Below are 15,242 nucleotides of genomic sequence, written 5' to 3' on the forward strand. Positions count from 1 at the left end.
GCCAACTTTTGCCTGCGATTATTAAACTAAATACGTTCAATAATGGCAGAGGAAAATGCTGTGAATGATATTTTTTGTAGCCATATCTAAGAAATAAAAAAAACCTATGACGAACGGACTCAGCCAGCCATCTTTTCCTCATGCGTTTTTATGGCGTAATTATCTTATAAAAATTTAAAGCGCATGAGATTATGCTGCCTGAGATGGCCTGATTATGGATAAAGCGATACTGGAATATTAATTTATCATTATATTTCATCACCTTAAAAAGCAGCCTTTCTTCTGTAACCCCGTATCAGCAGTAATGAACGTCATGGGTTCTGTCCGCCTCGTTTAATACTCTGTGAGCGTCAAAAATGTCAGAACATTTTTCTTTGTGGCGGCTGAAAATAACCCTTCGCTTATGGTTGACATCGATTGTTGATTCCAGTACCAATAGATGCAGCAAAAAATTCACGGGGTTTGAAACATGTCACGTTCTTTTCGTCTATCAGGTCTACTACTTATCGCAAATTCTCTGCGCGGTAGACTTGTGGGCGAAATCAAACACTGATTCGAACCTGCTAAAAGTTAAAAACCCGCGCCTGTCGCGGGTTTTTTTATGCTCGTTGCAAGGCAAGAAACGCAAAAGGATGAACACGATGAGCCAGCAAGTTATTATTTTCGATACCACTCTGCGTGATGGTGAACAGGCCTTACAGGCCAGCCTGAGTGTGAAAGAAAAACTGCAGATTGCGTTAGCGCTGGAACGTATGGGCGTTGATGTGATGGAAGTCGGCTTCCCCGTCTCGTCACCAGGTGATTTTGAATCCGTACAAACCATTGCGCGTACTATTAAAAACAGTCGGGTTTGCGGCCTGGCGCGCTGCGTTGAGCAGGACATTGATGCCGCCTACGAATCATTGCGGGTTGCCGAGGCCTTCCGCATCCATACCTTTATTGCCACCTCGCCGATGCATATCGCCACGAAACTGCGCAGCACCTTACCCGAGGTAATTGAGCGGGCGGTGCGCATGGTAAAACGTGCCCGTAACTATACGGACGATGTTGAATTCTCCTGTGAAGACGGTGGTCGTACGCCCATTGACGACCTGTGCCGCATGGTCGAAGCCGCCATAAATGCGGGCGCAACCACCATCAATATCCCTGATACCGTTGGCTATACCCTGCCGAATGAATACGCCAACATTATCAGCCAGTTAATCAACCGCGTACCGAATATCAACAAAGCGATTCTGTCTGTGCACACACACGACGATTTAGGCATGGCCACCGGCAATGCGATTGCAGCGGTGCAGGCCGGGGCGCGTCAGGTGGAAGGGACATTGAACGGCCTGGGTGAACGTGCCGGTAACTGTGCGCTGGAAGAAGTGATCATGGCGATTAAAACCCGCCAGCAGATCATGAATGTCCATACCAACATTCACCATCATGAAATTTATCGTACCAGCCAGATGATAAGCCAGATCTGCAATATGCCGATTCCGGCCAACAAAGCGGTTGTCGGATCGAACGCGTTTGCCCACTCGTCGGGCATTCATCAGGACGGCGTGATTAAGAATCGTGAAAACTATGAAATCCTGACGCCAGAATCCATTGGCCTGCATAAAATTCAGCTTAATCTGACATCCCGTTCCGGTCGTGCAGCGGTAAAACATCGCATGGAAGAGATGGGCTACACAGAGAGCGAATACAATCTGGATTCCCTGTATGACGCTTTCCTGAAACTGGCGGACAAGAAAGGTCAGGTTTTTGACTACGACCTGGAAGCGCTGGCTTTCATCGACAAACAAAACGAAGAGCCTGAATTTTTCCAACTGAATGATTTCACTGTGCAGTCAGGCTCCAGTATTACGGCGACCGCGTCGGTCAATCTGGGTTGTGGCGAACAGACGAAATCAGAAGCGGCGACCGGGAACGGTCCGGTTGATGCGGTTTATCAGGCCATTAACCGAATTACCCAGTTCAATGCCGAGCTGGTTAATTACAAGCTGACGGCAAAAGGCCACGGCGAAAATGCCCTGGGCCAGGTCGATATTGTGGTGAGCTACAACAACCGCAAATTCCACGGCGTTGGTCTGGCGACAGATATCGTCGAATCGTCTGCCAAAGCGATGGTGAACGCCTTAAACAACATCTGGCGAGCCAAACAGGTCGAGAAAGAGTTACAGCGCAAGTCTAAAGATCAGAAGGAAACGGTGTAATCATGTCAAACTCTTCACATATCGCAGTACTGGCGGGCGACGGTATCGGCCCGGAAGTGATGGCGCAGGCTATCAAGGTATTAGATGCCGTTCGTCAGCGCTTTAATCTGCGTATTACCACCAGCGAATACGATGTGGGTGGCATCGCCATTGACCGCCATGGTGAACCGCTCCCCTCGGCCACTGTAGCCGGTTGTGAGCAGGCTAATGCGATTCTGTTCGGTTCCGTGGGCGGGCCAAAATGGGAGCACCTGCCCCCGGCTTCACAGCCCGAACGTGGCGCGCTGCTTCCCCTGCGTAAGCATTTTAAACTGTTCAGTAACCTGCGCCCGGCGGCGCTGTACAGTGGTCTCGAAGCGTTTTGTCCACTGCGCAGCGATATCGCGGCACGCGGTTTCGACATTCTGTGTGTCCGTGAACTGACCGGCGGCATCTATTTTGGTCAGCCGAAAGGACGTGAAGGCAGCGGTCCGCATGAACGCGCGTTTGATACCGAAGTCTACCATCGCTTTGAAATCGAACGTATTGCACGTCAGGCTTTCGAGTCCGCCCGCAAGCGCCGCAACAAAGTGACCTCCGTGGATAAAGCCAACGTACTGCAAACCTCGGTCATGTGGCGCGAGATCGTCAACGAGATTGCGAAAGATTATCCCGATGTGCAGTTGAGCCATATGTACATCGACAATGCCACCATGCAGCTGATTAAAGATCCTTCTCAGTTCGACGTGCTGCTGTGCTCAAACCTGTTTGGCGACATTCTGTCAGACGAGTGCGCGATGATCACCGGTTCTATGGGCATGCTGCCCTCAGCCAGCCTGAGCGAAGACGGCTTTGGCCTCTACGAACCGGCTGGCGGCTCCGCACCGGATATCGCCGGGCAGAACATTGCCAACCCGATTGCTCAGATTTTGTCGCTGTCACTGCTGCTGCGCTACAGCCTGAACGCCGATGAGGCCGCTGCCAGTATTGAACGCGCCATCAGCCGTGCGTTAGCCGAAGGTTACCGCACCAAAGATTTAGCCGGTGATGGCCCTGCGATTAGCACCGATGAGATGGGCAGCATCATTGCTCGCTTTGTCGCCGAGGAAAAATAATAAAATGAAAACGTTATACCAGAAGTTATTTGATGCACATGTCGTTCACGAAGCGCCGAATGAAACGCCGCTGCTCTATATTGACCGTCACCTGATTCATGAGGTGACCTCACCGCAGGCGTTTGATGGCTTGCGGGCGCACGGTCGTAAAGTGCGCCAGCCGTCGAAAACCTTCGCCACCATGGATCACAACGTTTCTACCCAGACCAAAGATATTCATGCCTCGGGTGAAATGGCCCGTATTCAGATGCAGGAGCTGATCAAGAACTGTGCGGAATTTGGCGTGCAGTTATATGACCTGAATCACCCGTTCCAGGGCATCGTGCACGTCATCGGTCCGGAACAAGGCATGACCTTACCGGGCATGACCATTGTCTGCGGTGACTCGCACACGGCTACACACGGCGCTTTTGGCTCGCTGGCCTTCGGTATCGGTACCTCTGAAGTCGAGCATGTTTTTGCCACCCAAACCCTGAAACAGGGCCGTGCTAAAACCATGAAGATTGAAGTGACAGGTACGGTTGCCCCGGGCATTACGGCGAAAGACATCGTGCTGGCCATTATCGGCAAAACCGGCAGCGCGGGCGGTACCGGCCATGTTGTCGAATTCTGTGGTTCCGCGATCGAAGCGCTGAGCATGGAAGGGCGCATGACGCTGTGTAACATGGCTATCGAGATGGGCGCAAAAGCCGGTCTGGTGGCCCCCGATGAAACCACCTTCGCCTACCTGAAAGGACGTCAGTTTTCACCGGAAGGTGAGAAATGGGCGCAGGCCGTTGAATACTGGCGCACGCTGAAGTCCGATCCGGACGCAAAATTTGACCGCGTCGTGACGCTGCGTGCAGAAGAGATCGCCCCGCAGGTTACCTGGGGAACGAACCCTGGGCAGGTTATCGCGGTGGATGCGCAGATTCCCGACCCGGCCTCGTTTGCGGATCCCGTGGAGCGGGCATCCGCAGAGAAGGCGCTGGCTTATATGAACCTGCAACCCGGTATCAAACTGACCGACGTCAGCATCGATAAAGTCTTTATTGGTTCCTGCACTAACTCGCGCATCGAAGATCTGCGCGCCGCCGCCGCGATTGCCAAAGGGCGCAAAGTTGCGCCGGGCGTTCAGGCTCTGGTGGTGCCAGGTTCAGGCCCGGTTAAAGCCCAGGCCGAAGCCGAAGGGCTGGATAAGATCTTTATTGAGGCCGGATTTGAATGGCGCCTGCCTGGCTGCTCCATGTGTCTGGCGATGAATAACGACCGCCTGAATCCCGGCGAGCGTTGTGCTTCAACCAGTAACCGTAACTTCGAAGGCCGCCAGGGCCGTGGCGGACGGACACATTTGGTCAGCCCGGCGATGGCCGCTGCTGCTGCCGTTAATGGCCATTTCGCTGATATTCGCAGCCTGACATAAGGACTCCATCATGGCAGAAAAATTTACGCAACATACGGGTTTGGTGGTGCCACTGGATGCCGCTAACGTCGACACCGACGCCATCATTCCAAAGCAGTTTTTGCAGAAAGTGACGCGTGTTGGTTTCGGTGCGCATCTGTTTAACGACTGGCGTTTCCTGGACGATCACGGCCTGGAGCCCAATCCGGATTTCGTGCTCAATTTCCCGGAGTACAAAGGGGCGTCCATCCTGCTGGCACGTGAAAACTTTGGCTGTGGTTCGTCACGTGAGCATGCGCCATGGGCACTGACCGATTACGGTTTTAAAGTCGTCATCGCGCCGAGCTTTGCCGATATTTTTTATGGCAACAGCTTTAATAACCAACTGCTGCCGGTCACGTTGACTGAGGAGCAGGTAGACGAATTGTTTACCCTGGTAAAAGCCCGTCCGGGCATCCGCTTCGAAGTGGATCTGGAAGCGCAGGTGGTTAAAGCCGGCGACAAGACCTACAGCTTTAAGATTGATGATTTTCGTCGCCACTGCATGCTGAATGGACTGGACAGCATCGGCCTGACGCTGCAGCACGAAAGCGCGATTTCAGCTTACGAAAATAACCAGCCCGCCTTTATGCGCTAAGCTTCGTTATCACCGTACGGCCCGGTCTGCTGACCGGGCTTTTTTTTTGCCCTGCGCATCTCACAGGCGCGGATCACGCCTCTTTGACTCTTCTGATCATCACCAACGTAACCAGCGAAATCGCTGCAATCACCCAGTACACACTGCCGTGCCCAAAATGTTCAACCAGCGCACCCTGACATAGCCCCGCCAGGATAATCCCGGTCGAAATGCTGTTAGTAAACAGGGTGGTGGCCGCGCCCGCCCGTCCAGGCATCAGATCCTGAAACCACAACATGCCAATGCCTGCGACCACGCCGATAAACAGGGCGTTAAACACCTGCAGAATCAGCAGCGCCAGATGGCTGTGAAACAGGATAAGGCCGCTGTAGAACACGACGGCAGCAGCCACGGCGGCGGCCATCATATTCCGCTTGCCCCATCGTTTGGCGTAAAAGCCCGCCACGATCATGACCGGGATCTCCAGCCCGGCAGCCGTGCCCATTAAGATTCCGGCCAGATTTTCAGGTAAGCCCAGATCCGTACTGATCCATAACGGCATGTCGATGATATACATGGTGTTGCAGGTCCACATCAGCGTCGATGCGGCAAACAAAATACGCACATCACGAATACGCCAGCCACTCAGCGGAATTCCGCCTGACTGCATCAGGGACGCGGTGCGCGGCACCGAGGGCACCGTGAACCAGATCAGCAGAAAACAGAGAAAAAACAGCCCGGCGGCCACGCTGAACAACGTGACAAAGCCAAAATTCAGCGCCAGCGCAAATGACAATGGCGGGCCAATCACCCAGGCCAGCGAGACCTGAGCACGCATGACAGAGCTGAACATCACCACTTCGCGCGAAGCACTGTCGGCATATTCACGCGCCAGGGCAAAAAGCTGCGGCATGGCGACATTCGCCAGCGACGACAGCAGTACGCCCAGCGTTATCAGCGTCAGATAATGGCGGGTAAAGGCGAACAGGAGCGCGTTTGCCAATGCCAGCATGCAGCACAGCAAGATGATATTGCGGCGATCGCCGACCCGGTCGGAACGTTTTGCGATCATCATGCTCACCACAATCCCGGCAACGGCATTGAGGGTAAAAAACAGCCCAACCCACAGCGGCGGCACCTGCACTTCTCGCGATAAAAACAGGCTCAGCGTCGGTGCCTGAAGCGCGCCCGCTACGCCGAGGATAAAGGCGGTCACCATAAAAGCGAAAAACACTGGATTGAAACGGCGCGAGAATGCTAACAAAGATTTCATGCCTTATCCCTGACAGAACAACAATAGAAACGGGAAGCGTGTCCCCCGACCATAACCTGCAACGTAAAAAAAACCAGCAGAATAACTCTGCTGGCAAAATCGTAGCACACTACTCAGAAGGGACGGGCATCGCTGCCGTCCATGTCAGAGCGCCATCCATCGCTGAATGCCTCCCGCTCTTCCAATGCGAGAAAGTTTGCCTCTAAAATAGGGCAGGAAAAACAGAGCAGGTTTCAGAGGGAGTTCCTCTTTTATGTCGTCATCACGCCTGAAGCAGCAGTTCATTCGTCTGTGGCAGAGCTGTCAGGGGCAATCGCAGGAAACCACCCTGGGTGAACTGGCCGACGCCCTGCACTGTTCACGTCGCCATATGCGGAACCTGCTTAACAGGATGCAGGAAGCCGGCTGGCTCACCTGGCAGGCGGAGGCCGGACGGGGCAAGCGATCCGTGCTCACCTTCTGCTACACCGGACTAACCCTGCAGCAGCAGCGCGCTGAAGACCTGCTGGAACAGGATCGTATTGATCAACTGGTGCAGCTTGTCGGCGATAAAGATCAGGTCAGACAGATGATCAGCGCGCATCTGGGCCGCAGTTTCCGGCAGGGAAAACATATTCTTCGCGTCCTCTACTACCGCCCTCTGCTCAATCTGCTGCCTGGATCGCCCCTGCGCCGGTCAGAAACCCATATCGCTCGCCAGATTTTTAGCGGTCTGACACGCATAAATGAGGAAAAGGGGGAAATCGAAGCCGATATCGCTCATCACTGGCAGCAACATTCGGATCGACACTGGCGCTTTTATTTACGTCCGGCTATCCGTTTCCATCATGGCCGGGAACTCGACATGGACGATGTGATTGCCAGCCTTGAGCGCCTGCGCCAGCATCCGCTGTTTTCCCATCTTCAGCGACTTGACTCCCCTGCCCCCTGGACGCTGGATATCTATTTAGATCAGCCCGACCGCTGGCTACCCTGGCTGTTGGGCAGCGTCAGCGCCATGATTCTGCCGCGCGAGTGGCCCGATATGCGCGATTTTGCCCGTCAGCCCATAGGGACAGGGCCCTATCGGGTCATCCGCAATCAGCAAAGTCAGCTGAAGATCGAAGCCTTCGACGACTACTTTGGCTATCGCGCCTTGATCGATGACGTGTCGGTATGGGTGCTGCCCGAAATCAGTGACGAAGTGGTTTATGCCGGTGTTCGCCTGCAGGGCGAACAGGCCGATGAGAAACAGGAAGAGAGTCGGCTTGAAGAGGGCTGCTACTTTTTACTGTTTGACCAGCGCTCCGCGAAGGCAGGCGAACCGGGCATTCGACGCTGGCTTAGCTTCCTGCTTAACCCCATTGCCTTACTGAACAATGCGGATCTGGGTTACCAGCGTTACTGGTTTCCTGCTTACGGCCTGCTGCCCCGCTGGCACCACCGGCGTGATTTGACACCGGTAGAAAAACCCGCAGGCCTGACACACCTGACGCTGACCGTTTATAACCAGCACATTGAGCACGTCAGTATCACCGATGCCTTGCGTCCACTACTGGCGCAACACGACGTGACGCTGGACGTGCGTGAGGTCAGTTATGAATCCTGGCATCAGGGCACAGGTGAAAGCGATATCTGGCTCGGCAGCGTCAACTTTACCCTGCCCCTGGACTATTCTCTGTTTGCGCTGTTATACGAAGTCCCGTTGTTGCAGCACTGCCTGCCGGTGAACTGGCAGCAGGATGCTGCGCGCTGGCGTGAGAAAACGCTCCCCCTTGCTGAATGGGCGAAACAGCTGGTTGAAAGCAACTGGCTTCATCCGTTGTTTCATCACTGGCTGCTGCTGGAAGGCCAGCGCAGTATGCGCGGGGTACGGATGAATACGCTGGGGTGGTTTGACTTTAAATCCGCCTGGTTTGCACCGCCCACGCTGTGATCCTTTCCCGGCGGGCATTAAATGACTAGAATGTGACGTTCTCAACGGGGTGCCTCTTTCCATCATGTCAGAGCGCTGAGATATACCCGTCGAACCTGAATCGGTTAATGCCGACGTAGGGATTTGAGAGGCAACTTTGCTCAGATCCTTTGCGACTCAACCCTGCCGCTATAGGAGCGCAAAGTGTTAAAAAACGTCCTGCCCGTGCTGCTGTTACTCTCTGCCCCGGTCTTCGCGGCCAAACCTGTCCTGACGGTTTACACCTATGATTCGTTTTCCGCTGACTGGGGACCCGGTCCGGCCGTTAAAAAAGCCTTTGAAACCCAGTGCGGTTGCGAACTGAAATATGTGGCCCTGGAAGACGGGGTTTCGCTGCTGAATCGCGTCCGTCTGGAAGGCAAGAACAGCAAGGCCGATGTGGTATTAGGGCTGGATAACAACCTTCTGCAGGCCGCGCAACAAACCGGGCTGTTTGCCAAAAGCGACGTTGATACCGGTAAATTGCAGGTTCCCGGCGGCTGGAAGGACACCACCTTTGTGCCCTTCGATTACGGCTACTTCGCGTTCGTCTATAACAAAAACACGCTGAAAAACCCACCAAAGAGCCTCAAAGAACTGGTCGAAAGCCCCGAAAAATGGCGCGTGATTTATGAAGATCCCCGCACCAGCACGCCGGGCCTTGGCCTGCTGCTGTGGATGCAAAAAGTCTACGGAGACAAGGCGCCTGAAGCCTGGCAAAAGCTGGCAAAGAAAACCGTCACGGTGACCAAAGGGTGGAGTGAAGCCTACGGTCTGTTTCTGAAAGGCGAGAGCGATCTGGTGTTGAGCTATACCACGTCGCCGGCTTATCACATTATTGAAGAGAAGAAGGATAACTATGCCGCGGCACCGTTTGCCGAAGGCAACTATCTGCAGGTGGAAGTGGCAGCCCGCCTAGCTAACAGCAAACAACCAAAACTGGCAGAGCAGTTTATGCAGTTCATGGTCACGCCCGCTTTCCAGAATACGATTCCAACCGGCAACTGGATGTACCCGGTGATCAAAACCGACCTGCCTGCAGGCTTTGCTTCACTCAGCGTGCCGAAGACGGCATTACAGTTTTCGCCTGAAGCCGTCGCCAGCCACCGTTCACAATGGGTCAGCCAATGGCAACGCGCCGTGAGCCGCTGATCCCCTTCTGGCTGATTCCGGGTTCACTCGCCACGTTGCTGCTCTGCAGCGTGGCGTTGTCAGCTTTTGCTGCACTGTGGATGGCGGCCCCGGCGATCGACTGGCGCGCGGTTCTGCAGGATACCTATCTGCATCATGTGATTGGCTTTTCATTTACGCAGGCGCTGCTCTCCGCCCTGCTCTCTTTGCTGCCGGCCATTCCGCTGTCCCGGGCTCTTTATCGACGCCGTTTTCCTGGCCGTCAGGGATTATTACGCCTGTGCGCCATGACGCTGGTCTTGCCGGTGCTGGTCGCGGTATTTGGTCTGCTCACTGTCTATGGTCGGGTGGGCTGGCTGGCCCGGCTTTGCGCCTGGCTTGGCGTGGACTATCACTTCTCACCTTACGGGCTTCAGGGCATTTTGCTGGCCCATGTTTTTTTCAACCTGCCGCTGGCCACGCGCCTGATGCTGCAGGCGCTGGAAAGCATTCCGGCCGAACAGCGTCAGCTTGCTGCACAGCTGAATATCCGTGGCTGGCATCACTTTCGGCTCCTTGAATGGCCGTGGCTACGTCGCCAGTTACTGCCTACCGGTGCGTTGATTTTCATGCTCTGCTTCGCCAGTTTTGCCACGGTTCTTTCACTGGGTGGCGGGCCGCGGGCCACCACTATCGAACTGGCCATTTTTCAGGCTTTAAGTTATGACTACGATCCGGGACGCGCCGCACTCCTGGCGTTGATTCAGCTTGGCTGCTGCCTGGTGCTGGTGCTTCTCAGTCAGCGCTTCAGTCACGCCATTCCCGCTGGCAACACGCAGCGCCAGGGCTGGCGCGATCCGCAGGATTCCGTGCTGGCGCGCATCAGCGACATCGCCCTCATCGGTTTAGCCTTGCTGTTACTGCTACCGCCCCTGATCGCAGTGATTATTAATGGCCTGGACGGCGGACTGCGCGGCGCCTTGCAACAACCGGCGTTGTGGCAGGCAACATTCACCTCACTGCGCATCGCCCTGGGCGCTGGCGTGCTGTGCGTGTTACTGACGACCATGCTGCTCTGGAGCAGCCGCGAACTGCGCCTGCGCCAGCGTAAACTTGCCGCACAATTTATGGACACCAGCGGCATGCTGATTCTGGCCATGCCGGGTATCGTGCTGGCAACCGGCTTTTTCCTGCTGCTGAATGCCACTACAGGGCTGCCCGATGCGGCGGATGGCGTAGTGATGTTCGCCAATGCCCTGATCGCCATTCCCTATGCCCTGAAAGTGCTGGAAAACCCGATGCGGGATATCGCAGAACGCTACAACCACCTGTGCGGCGCATTAGGGATCAGCGGATGGAACCGCCTGACGCTGATAGAACTCCGTGCACTGAAGCGGCCACTGGCACAGGCGCTGGCGTTTGCCTGCGTACTGTCAATTGGAGACTTTGGCGTCGTGGCGCTGTTCGGTAACGCCGATTTCCGTACGCTGCCGTTCTACCTCTATCAGCAGATTGGTGCCTATCGCGGGGCCGACGGAGCCGTTACCGCATTACTGTTGCTGGTGCTCTGCCTGTCTCTGTTTACTCTGATGGAAAAATTACCGGGTCGCCATGCTGACACTGAATAATCTGACTTACCTGTATCAGCATTTGCCGATGCGTTTTTCCCTTCACGCCGGACGCGGCGAACGGCTGGCGATTCTTGGTCCAAGCGGCGCGGGTAAGAGTACGTTGTTAAATCTGATTGCCGGCTTTCTGCCCGTCAGCCAGGGCAGTCTGATAATGGATGGCGTCGATCATACCCACAGCGTGCCCGCTCAGCGCCCGGTATCGATGCTGTTTCAGGAAAACAACCTGTTTCCGCATCTCAGCGTGGAACAGAATCTGGGGCTGGGCTTACATCCCGGGCTCAGGCTGACTGCGGACCAGCGTCAGCAGGTCGCCACCATTGCACAGCAGGTCGGGCTCAGTGAGATGCTGTCGCGCCTGCCAGGCCAGCTCTCAGGTGGACAACGTCAGCGCGTAGCGCTGGCACGCTGCCTGCTGCGCGAGCGGCCGGTATTACTGCTGGATGAACCTTTCTCGGCGCTTGATCCGGCACTGCGTGGCGAGATGCTCAACCTGGTGCGTACCGTCTGCGAAGCCCGTGAAATCACATTACTTATGGTGTCGCACAGTCTTGAAGATGCGCAGCAGATTGCGCCACGCAGCGTGGTGGTGGTAGATGGACGGGTTTACTGGGATGGCGCAACGGACCGGCTGCTGTCAGGGGACGTGCGGGAAGCCGATGTGCTCGGCATCCCACGTCGTTAACCGATAAAGACCTGCCACAGCAGGTGGCGGAAAACTGGCATCATCGGGTGAAACTGAATACCGACGAAGGCCGCAACGGCCACGACCAGGCCCAGCGGCGCGAGCCAGCGCAGTCGTTCAGGCGGCAAATACGCGGTGGCCCAGTCGCGGGTCTTTTCACCGCGCCACCAGCGCCAGCACAGCCAGCATCCCAGCCACACCACAAGGGCAACGGCAACCAGCAGCCAGATAAAGTGACCGCCCCGGGCTTCTTTCGGGACATCAATCGCCACGCCTGCCAGAATCCCCGGCAACAGATAAAGCGGGGGCCATAAAATACAGCCGATCAGATTGGGGGGCAGAAACTTGCGTACCGGCAATTCCAGCATACCTGCCGCCAGCGGGATCAGCGGGCGAGTGGGTCCCACAAAACGGCCGACCAGAATGGTAAACATGCTGTGCTGATAGAGCGCATGTTCGGTTTTATCCAGCAGCCCTTTGTATTTTTGCAGGTATTTCCAGCGATGAAGCGGCCCCTGAAATTTCCAGCCAATCCCGTAAGAAACCCAGTCGCCAAGCAGACAACCGACGAAGCCAGCGGCCCAGGCGGGATACAAACCGATCTGCCCACTGCCCACCAGCGCGCCAAGGCTCGCCATCATCACGGTGCCGGGGAGCAGCAGCCCCACAAACGCCAGTGACTCCAGAAACGTCACCAGCGCCACGGCAAACAGCGCCCACTCCAGCGACTGTGTAATCAGGTGTTGAACCCAGGCTTCCATATCAATCCTCAGAAAAAGCAGAAGGCTGGATTGTCCAGAGCAGACATCACAGCGTCAAGGCAAGAATTGTAGGCCAATATTGACAAAACGCACCGGGAGACACTGTATAAATATCCATGTTATACTTTTTAACCGCATGTCCGATTCGCTATCAGCCTGGAGAATACGTGAATAAGCCCCGCGCAGGGTTTCTGCTGAGCCGTCACTGGCGCGATACGCCGCAAGGCACCGAAATTACGCTCTGGCTGGCCACCGATGACGGTGCTCAGCGCGTCGTGCTGCCTGTGCAGGAATCGGTGACGTTTATTCCCTGCGAGTACCAGGCGCAGGTCGAAACGCTGCTACAGGACGAGCGCCAGGTGCGCATGCAGCCTCTCCAGTTAACCGATTTTCGCCGCCGGCCGGTATTTGGCCTTTACTGCCGCCAGCATCGCCAGCTTCAGTGGATTGAAAAGAAACTGCGCGAAAACGGCATTCCCCTTTACGAATCCGATATTCGTCCGCCTGAACGCTATCTGATGGAACGGTTTATCACCGCGCCCGTGTGGTTCGATGGTGACGCGCAGGGCGATGCGCTGGTTAACGCCCGGCTCAAACCGCATCCTGACTACCGCCCACCGCTGAAATGGGTCTCTCTGGATATCGAAACCACCCAGCATGGCGAGCTTTACTGCATTGGCCTTGAAGGCTGCGGCCAGCGTCAGGTTTACATGCTGGGACCGCCTAACGGCGATGCCAGCGCACTGGATTTCGAACTCATTTACCAGGAAACCCGCCCTCAACTGCTGGAGGCGCTCAATCGCTGGTTTGCCGACCACGACCCCGATGTGGTGATCGGCTGGAACGTGGTGCAGTTTGACCTGCGCGTTCTGCAGAAACATGCCGACCGCTATGGCATTCCGTTACGCCTGGGCCGCCAGCAGGCTGTACTGGAATGGCGTGAGCACGGTTTTAAACCCGGCGTGTTTTTTGCCCAGGCGCCAGGTCGGCTGATCATTGATGGTATTGATGCGCTGAAATCCGCCTTCTGGGATTTCCCCTCTTTTAGTCTGGAGTCGGTTTCACAAAAACTGCTCGGCGAAGGCAAAGCTATCGATAACCCGTGGCAGCGCATGGAAGAGATCAACTGGCGTTTTGCCAACGATAAACCGGCGCTGGCACGCTATAACCTGAAGGACTGCGAACTAGTCACACGCATCTTCCATAAAACCGAAATCATGCCGTTTTTGCTGGAGCGCGCCGCCGTTAACGGGCTGGCGGTCGATCGCCACGGCGGCTCTGTGGCGGCCTTCAGCCATCTGTATATTCCCCGCATGCATCGGGTCGGTTTTGTCGCCCCCAATCTCGGCGATGTTGCGCCGGAAGCCAGCCCCGGCGGCTATGTGATGGATTCCCGGCCAGGCCTGTATGATTCCGTATTGGTGCTGGATTACAAAAGTCTTTATCCCTCGATTATCCGCACCTTTCTGATCGATCCCGTTGGCCTCATCGAAGGGCTGGCGCACCCAACGGATGCGGATTCGGTGCCCGGCTTTCGTGAGGCGCGCTTCTCACGCGAAACGCATTGCCTGCCCGCGATTGTGGAACAGATTTGGCAGGGGCGCGAAACCGCGAAAAAACAGGGCAATAAGCCCCTGTCGCAGGCCCTGAAAATCATTATGAATGCGTTTTATGGCGTGCTGGGCACCAGCGCCTGCCGCTTTTTTGATCCTCGCCTGGCCTCGTCGATTACGCTGCGCGGTCATGCCATCATGCAGCAAACCCGCGAGCTGATTGAAGCCGAAGGCTATGATGTGATCTATGGCGATACGGATTCTACCTTTGTCTGGCTCAAGTCCGCCCGGGATGAAGCCGAGGCGGAAGCAACAGGCCGCGCACTGGCCGCGAAGGTCAATGACTGGTGGCGTGAACATCTCCAGCAGCAATATGGCCTGACAAGCGCACTCGAACTGGAATATGAAAATCACTTTTGCCGTTTCCTGATGCCAACCATTCGCGGTGCCGAACAGGGCAGTAAGAAACGCTACGCGGGATTAATTCGTGAAGGCGACAGTGAACGTATGGTATTTAAAGGGCTGGAGTCCGTCCGGACCGACTGGACGCCACTGGCGCAGCAGTTTCAGCAGGAACTCTACAGCCGGATATTTCATCGTCAGCCCTGGGAAGAGTACGTCCGCACAACCGTAACACAGCTGCTGGCGGGCGAACTGGACGATCAGCTCATTTATAAGAAACGCCTGCGTCGTCCGCTGAAGGAGTATGAACGCAATGTGCCGCCTCACGTGCGCGCCGCCCGTCTGGCGGATGAACACAACCGTAAACTGGGTCGGCCGCTGCAATATCAGACCGGTGGCCGTATTCGCTATGTGATAGCGACGGGTGGCCCCGAACCCGTTGAAGCCCGGACCACGCCGCTCGACTACGATCACTACGTTACGAAACAGCTGCAACCTGTTGCCGAAGGCATTTTGCCTTTCGTCGAGGGTGACTTTGCTACACTGATTACCGGGCAACTGGGGCTTTTTTGACAGGTGACGAATGCCCTGCCATCCAGTAC

The 15,242-nt window shown here is 55.6% G+C and carries 11 protein-coding genes and 1 riboswitch; of the genes, 9 read left to right on the forward strand and 2 right to left on the reverse strand.

The features are described from left to right. Positions 1 to 641 precede the first annotated feature (641 nt). From leuA to leuD, 4 genes are read left to right on the forward strand one after another with little or no spacing between them, the layout of a single operon-like run. Positions 642 to 2,204 (forward strand): 2-isopropylmalate synthase, encoded by a 1,563-nt coding sequence (gene leuA, locus RAC60_RS04255; RefSeq protein ID WP_058709131.1) that lies wholly within the window; start codon positions 642 to 644, stop codon positions 2,202 to 2,204. A gap of 2 nt (positions 2,205 to 2,206) precedes the next feature. Then, positions 2,207 to 3,298, forward strand: coding sequence for a 3-isopropylmalate dehydrogenase (gene leuB / locus RAC60_RS04260; RefSeq protein WP_058702063.1), 1,092 nt, complete (start codon positions 2,207 to 2,209; stop codon positions 3,296 to 3,298). A gap of 4 nt (positions 3,299 to 3,302) precedes the next feature. Continuing rightward, the gene (gene leuC, locus RAC60_RS04265) at positions 3,303 to 4,700 is read left to right on the forward strand and encodes a 3-isopropylmalate dehydratase large subunit (protein WP_006117660.1); all 1,398 of its coding nucleotides are present in this window, start codon (positions 3,303 to 3,305) and stop codon (positions 4,698 to 4,700) included. 10 nt (positions 4,701 to 4,710) lie between these two features. Next, complete coding sequence (gene leuD / locus RAC60_RS04270; protein WP_033740246.1) at positions 4,711 to 5,316, forward strand: 3-isopropylmalate dehydratase small subunit; 606 nt, start codon at positions 4,711 to 4,713, stop codon at positions 5,314 to 5,316. A 73-nt stretch (positions 5,317 to 5,389) separates the two neighbouring features. Here the strand turns inward: leuD and RAC60_RS04275 are convergent, their stop codons facing one another. After that, entirely contained in the window at positions 5,390 to 6,568 is a 1,179-nt protein-coding gene (locus RAC60_RS04275) for an MFS transporter (RefSeq protein ID WP_033740244.1), read from the reverse strand. Between the two features lie 253 nt (positions 6,569 to 6,821). On the opposite strand from RAC60_RS04275, the gene sgrR reads away from it, so the two are divergent. From sgrR to thiQ, 4 genes are all read left to right on the forward strand, one after another. Then, complete coding sequence (gene sgrR, locus RAC60_RS04280) at positions 6,822 to 8,483, forward strand: HTH-type transcriptional regulator SgrR (protein ID WP_058702064.1); 1,662 nt, start codon at positions 6,822 to 6,824, stop codon at positions 8,481 to 8,483. A gap of 35 nt (positions 8,484 to 8,518) precedes the next feature. Next, positions 8,519 to 8,623, forward strand: a riboswitch (TPP riboswitch). A gap of 43 nt (positions 8,624 to 8,666) precedes the next feature. Next, a complete protein-coding gene (gene thiB / locus RAC60_RS04285; RefSeq protein WP_039339092.1) occupies positions 8,667 to 9,653 on the forward strand; it encodes a thiamine ABC transporter substrate binding subunit in 987 nt (328 codons plus the stop codon). Then, complete coding sequence (thiP, locus tag RAC60_RS04290; protein ID WP_375092746.1) at positions 9,629 to 11,239, forward strand: thiamine/thiamine pyrophosphate ABC transporter permease ThiP; 1,611 nt, start codon at positions 9,629 to 9,631, stop codon at positions 11,237 to 11,239. Before thiB ends, thiP begins: the two co-directional genes overlap by 25 nt. Then, the gene (gene thiQ, locus RAC60_RS04295; protein WP_006117655.1) at positions 11,223 to 11,924 is read left to right on the forward strand and encodes a thiamine ABC transporter ATP-binding protein ThiQ; all 702 of its coding nucleotides are present in this window, start codon (positions 11,223 to 11,225) and stop codon (positions 11,922 to 11,924) included. Before thiP ends, thiQ begins: the two co-directional genes overlap by 17 nt. Here thiQ and RAC60_RS04300 read toward each other — a convergent pair. Continuing rightward, a complete protein-coding gene (locus RAC60_RS04300; protein WP_058702067.1) occupies positions 11,921 to 12,685 on the reverse strand; it encodes a DedA family protein in 765 nt (254 codons plus the stop codon). The genes thiQ and RAC60_RS04300 overlap by 4 nt on opposite strands. 167 nt (positions 12,686 to 12,852) lie before the next feature. Here RAC60_RS04300 and polB point away from each other — a divergent pair, with 167 nt between their 5' ends. Next, complete coding sequence (gene polB, locus RAC60_RS04305) at positions 12,853 to 15,213, forward strand: DNA polymerase II (RefSeq protein ID WP_152998363.1); 2,361 nt, start codon at positions 12,853 to 12,855, stop codon at positions 15,211 to 15,213. Positions 15,214 to 15,242 lie beyond the last annotated feature (29 nt).

The organism is Pantoea sp. BR_17, assembly GCF_041955125.1.
In the GTDB taxonomy this organism is placed as follows: domain Bacteria; phylum Pseudomonadota; class Gammaproteobacteria; order Enterobacterales; family Enterobacteriaceae; genus Pantoea; species Pantoea stewartii.